5 protein-coding genes are annotated in these 5,312 nt (G+C 54.4%); 2 read left to right on the top strand and 3 right to left on the bottom strand.

All coding sequences use genetic code 11. From position 1 onward, the window contains the following. Together QNK41_RS20595 and QNK41_RS20600 are read right to left on the bottom strand one after the other, a co-directional pair. The coding region (locus QNK41_RS20595) for a MoxR family ATPase (RefSeq protein WP_319260989.1) at positions 1–560 on the bottom strand (560 nt) is incomplete at its 3' end. 32 nt (positions 561–592) lie between these two features. After that, positions 593–1,663 (bottom strand): hypothetical protein, encoded by a 1,071-nt coding sequence (locus tag QNK41_RS20600; protein ID WP_319260992.1) that lies wholly within the window; start codon positions 1,661–1,663, stop codon positions 593–595. 298 nt (positions 1,664–1,961) lie between these two features. On the opposite strand from QNK41_RS20600, the gene QNK41_RS20605 reads away from it, so the two are divergent. Both QNK41_RS20605 and tatA read left to right on the top strand, forming a co-directional pair. Beyond that, positions 1,962–2,360 (top strand): hypothetical protein, encoded by a 399-nt coding sequence (locus QNK41_RS20605; protein ID WP_319260994.1) that lies wholly within the window; start codon positions 1,962–1,964, stop codon positions 2,358–2,360. Positions 2,361–2,439: 79 nt separating this feature from the next. Continuing rightward, a complete protein-coding gene (gene tatA, locus QNK41_RS20610) occupies positions 2,440–2,622 on the top strand; it encodes a twin-arginine translocase TatA/TatE family subunit (RefSeq protein ID WP_319260997.1) in 183 nt (60 codons plus the stop codon). A gap of 255 nt (positions 2,623–2,877) precedes the next feature. Here tatA and recQ read toward each other — a convergent pair whose 3' ends face one another. After that, positions 2,878–4,923 carry a DNA helicase RecQ gene (recQ, locus tag QNK41_RS20615; protein WP_319260999.1) on the bottom strand — a complete coding sequence of 682 codons (2,046 nt, stop codon included), beginning with the start codon at positions 4,921–4,923 and terminating at the stop codon, positions 2,878–2,880. Positions 4,924–5,312: the final 389 nt, after the last annotated feature.

Consider the following 5,312-nt stretch of genomic DNA (forward strand, 5'->3'; position numbering starts at 1 on the left):
GCGCTGTGGTGGAAGTTGCAGCGGCCCAGAAAGGGATCGGAGAGGTCCTTTTTGGCATTGGAGGTGATGATGATCACCGGCCGGTGCCGGGTCGATACGGTTTTGTCGATTTCGATGATGTCGAACTCCATCTGATCCAGCACGTCCAGCATGTCATCCTGGAAATCGGTGTCCGCCTTGTCGATCTCGTCGATGAGCAGAACGGTCCGCTGCTCGGCCACGAACGCCTGACCGATTTTACCCATCTTGATATACTCTTCGATATTGCTCACATCCCGCCGGCTGTCGCCGAATCGGCTGTCGTTGAGCCGCGTGAGCGTGTCATACTGGTACAACGCCTCCACCAGCTTCATGCTGGATTTGACGTTGAGCACAATGAGCGGCATGTTTAGGCTCTCGGCAATGGCGTGAGCCAGCATGGTTTTGCCTGTGCCGGGCTCGCCTTTGAGCAGCAGGGGCATTTCCAGGGACATGGAGATATTGACGATCTGGGCCAGTTCTTCATCCAGTACGTATCGGGTCGCCCCGGCAAAGGACCCATCTGATGGTTGTACGGTCATGAACACCTCTTTCAATGGATATGGAAAATCAATTAAACCGTTTCGCGAATCGTTGAAGACAAATCCCGGGTCAGCGCCAGTACCCGATTGGCCAGGTCCAGACTCAGGGAGCCGAGACCGCAGCTGGGCGTGATAAAGGACTGGGCACGCAAGTCCGCCGGAGCGATGCCCAGAGATTCGATCTGACGGAATCGCTCCATCATCGCGGCATGCAGGGAGTCGACGGTCTCCCGTTCAATCACCTCGGGTTTCAATGTGGGAACGATGCCCCAGGCGAGAAACCGTCCGGCTGCCAGAAACTCCCGAATCTGGGAGCCGTAGAGAACAAATCGGTCGAAATAGGCGTAGGCGTCAAAGTTGACGATATCCGCACCGGATTCCAGCACCAAGGACCAGTCCGTATTGGCGCAAACGTGGATGCCGGCCAGTCCGCCGTCGGCGTGGATGGCGTCAACCACCTCCTTAAGACAGCCGAGGATCGATTCTTTGGAAATGCTGATCAGTTCAGACGAACCGAAACCGGCCAGCGCCGGCTCATCGATAAAAATGATCACCGGGCATCCCGGTCCGGAGAGGGTGCGAATCTGCCAGCGGGCGTTGAGGGCCAAATGTTTGACCGCCGCCTCACGCAGGGTTTCATTGTAGAATATCGCCCGGCCGGCCTGGTCCTTAACACCGGTGCAGAAGGTAACAGGGCCGGTAACCTGCCCTTTGACCGCCACGGGTTGTGTCTTCATCCGGCCCAATGTATCCAGCAGGGCCGCCACGCCCTTGCCGGTGGTCTCAGTCAGCGCAAAACGGGAAGCGGGCAGCCGGTCTGGATCCTCATGGGTTGCCATGTAATCCTCGAAAAATAAAAGAAGGTCGTCGTCGAAGGAATCGGCGGCGGTATCGATGAAGGTTTTGCCGCCCTGGCTGACCACACCCGGCATTCCCGGCAGAAATTGCGGCACCATGCCCTCTTCCGGAATAACCGGCAGCTGTATCCACAATGGAATGGTTGGCGTATAGTCCATAATCAGGCGGGAGGCCGCGAGGTGGTCGTTCATGGGAAGACTGCCAATCAGCAGAGGCAGGCAGCCGGGTGTTAACGTGTGAAGCATTGGTGATTCCTTTCACTGACTTAGTGATGCGTCGCTTTTTACCATGGCAGCGGCGGTTTAACAAGGATGCGGTGAATATCTCGCCGAGTATCCGAAACCGGTATTATCCCTTTCCTGATTATCCGGACGGTTGTGAATAAAATGGTCAACTGCAAGGGTCATGGGTCATCAATGAATGTCCTCGGTGTTGCTCAATTTCAATCGGCACCTTTTCATGAGGCTCGGATTGACACCCATGGGACACAATGATATTGTCTGGCCTTAAATTACACACTTCATGCGGTCAGGCGGGCAAGCCATGGGAAACATAATATCCCTTGACGAAAAACTAAAATGCACCCAAAAAAAACAGGCCGCCATCATCCGGAAAAGAAAGCTGTTGGCCGTTAGGAAAATTTTCCGGTGCACGCACTGCGTGTCCAAATGCGAAAAATGCGGTGTTCAGATATCGACGGAAAACAATCCAAGCGTGCCGGAATACAGGGTCCCCTATAATTTTTGCGACAGCTGTTCGGAAGAGTACGTTGCGTATATCGAAACACTCAAAGGCAAGAAAAACGAGGCCTTTTATTGGCACAACGATGCCTGGCTGAAGGTGTGGTCCTCCTGGATCGAGCACCAGGGCGCCGTTGACAGCTATTTGAAGTCAAAAGAGTTTGAGCGACTGATCAACGAATTGAAACCGAACCAGACCTGATTGGGCACCGTCCCCCAGCGCAGCAGCAGGCCGGACCGGGAAAATTACGTTTGAATGTGGTTTACCACAGGAGGAACTTATGTTTGGAATCGGAATGCCGGAATTAATTATTATCCTGGTCATCATTCTTATCATCTTCGGAGTGGGCAAACTGCCGGAAATCGGAGGCGGCATGGGAAAAGCCATCCGCAATTTTAAAAATTCCTCCAAGGAAGCAGAAAGTGAGACGCCGGAAAAGCTGGAAGAGGATAAAAAAGCATAGCCGTTGATTTCTGAAAGCCTGGTACGCCATTCAAGCCGTCCCGGCGGGTGTCCAACCACCCCGCAGGTCCGGCTTTTTTTTTGGCACCGACTGGATAAAGACGGAGATTCCTTCGTCAACATGCACCTGATATTTTGCCACGCTTTAGTTTCCCAGGATCCTGATCTCTCCGATAAAATTTGGAATACGATTGCCACGATCAAGAAAAGCGATGCCTTCAAATCCCTCCAAAAACGGTATACGCGATAGTGCATTTCATTGATTGACCCATTGCTTGATAACCTCCAGAAACTGAGCTCCGAACCGCTCCAGCTTGCTCTGGCCGACGCCTGAAATGTCCAGCAGGTCATCTGTGGTAATGGGGCGGCGGACGGCCATCTCCTTGAGGGTCTTGTCATGGAAAATCACGTACGGAGGGATACTCAACTCCCTGGAAAGATCCAGCCGAAGCTGCCTCAGCTTTTCCCATAGTGCCTGGGACACGGCATCACTAAACGGGACAGCCGCCGCTCTCGCGGTTTTTTGCCTGGCTGCCGCGCTGACCGGTTCCGGATCCTTGCGGAACACCACCGTCGCCTCGTTCTTAAGAATTCTCCAGCTGTTTTCATTCAGGCGAAGCCCGCTTCTGGCAGCCAAGTCCGTATCCAGACAACCCGCGGCCAGCAGTTGACGAAACACCGAGTGCCATTGCTTCGGTTCCAGTTCCTGACCCACGCCAAAAGTCTTGATGCGATTGTGACCCAATCGTTCCATGCGTGCGGTAGTCTTGCCCGTCAGCACATCGATGAGATAGACCGCGCCGAAACGCTGGCCGGTGCGGTAAATGCAGGACAGGGCCTTCTGTGCGGCAACGGTGCCGTCCCATGTGTCTACCGGCTCGGCGCAATTGTCGCAGCAGTTGCACGGGGGAGCATACGATTCGCCGAAATAACCCATAAGCCCTTTTCGCCTGCATTCGGGGCTTTCGCAGAAGCCCAGAAAAGCTGAAAGCTTACGCTGTTGGACCGATTTGAATGCCTCGTTTGCGTTGGAAAGATTCTGCAGGTTGCGCATGGCCACCACATCGGACATCGAGTAAAACAGCCAGGCCTCGGCCGGCTGACCGTCACGGCCGGCGCGACCCGTCTCCTGGTAGTAGGCTTCCATACTCGACGGCAGGTCCAGGTGAATGACAACGCGTATGTCCGGCTTGTCGATGCCCATGCCAAAAGCCACGGTGGCCACCATCACCAATCCCTCTTCCATTAAAAACCGCCGCTGGTTGCGACGGCGAATATCTGCATCCAGCCCGGCATGGTAAGGCAAGGCCGAAATGCCTTTTTCTTCGAGCCAGCGGGCGGTGGCATCGGCCCGCTTGCGTGTTCGCACATATACGATCCCCGCGTGCCCCTCGTGTCGCTCCCGCAGTACGGTAAGCAACTGCCGCTTGTCGTTCTGCTTGATCTGGACGCGGTAGAAGATGTTGGGACGGTCGAAACTGGCCACAAACCGGGCGGCAGCAGCCAGGTGGAGTTTGGCCACAATCTCTCGGCGGGTGGCCGGATCGGCAGTGGCGGTCAGGGCCATTCGCGGCACTGCCGGGAAACGTCGGGTGACATCGGCGATCTGCAGGTATTCGGGCCTGAAATCGTGTCCCCACTGGGAGACGCAATGCGCCTCGTCGATGGCGAACAGGGCCAGGTCCATGTTGGCCAGCAGACGCTGGAATCGATCGGTGAGCAACCGTTCCGGTGCCACATACAGCAGGTCGCACTCGCCGGCGGCGGCGATGGCTTCCACCCGGGCGGCATCCTCTGCTGAGAGACTGGAATTGAGAAAATGCGCCCGGACTCCGGAATGGCGCAAGTCTGTCACCTGGTCCTGCATCAGGGCAATCAGCGGAGAAACCACCACACCAACGCCGGACCGGATGATGGCTGGAATTTGAAAACACAGAGATTTGCCACTGCCGGTAGGCATGAGGGCGAAAACGTCACGGCCGGCCAGCAGCGTGTCGATGATCGCTTTCTGATTTTCCCGAAAGGAGGGGTAACCGAACACCCGGTTGAGGATGGATTCGGGATTGGCTTCGCTTTGCGGGATTGATCGGTTGGATGGTCTGTCGTTCCACGCTTCAACCATCGGTTCCGGCATCCCCCCTTCGCCAGGATCCCTCTCAGGTGGCAATTCTTCCTCATGGACTGATAGGGCCAACTGGTAGGTATGACCGCAGGACGGGCACTGAACCTCGCTGGTTTCAGCACTGGCCCCATCGGGACCAAAGGAGAACGTGGAGCGGCATTGGGGACAACAGATATTCATTTCATATTCCAATTGCATAATTACCGATGGGTGGTTGAAAAAATGGCGACACCTCACCGTAAGGATGAAAATCGATTTTCAAATCGCTCGTTAGTGTTCGTCCAGAAATGAGGGATTTTGGTCGAGATCAAGGCGTGCGAAAAATTTTACCGGAAGCATATAGTTGATATTCCGAGGATAAAATTTTTCGCGCAACGCAGAGGTCGGGCAAAATAACCATTTATGGATGGGCACTAGAATAGAATTTTAAAAAACTGATGTTACCGATGTAAAGGCTTTCGAAGACAGTACTGCCTTAGTCGGTTTATCGCTATTAATTTGTATTCATAAATTATGGGCGCAACAAGAGAGATTTGGTAAAATGACAGGTTTAATTATCACTTCTATAC

The organism is Desulfosarcina sp., assembly GCF_033791525.1.
Lineage (GTDB): Bacteria > Desulfobacterota > Desulfobacteria > Desulfobacterales > Desulfosarcinaceae > Desulfosarcina.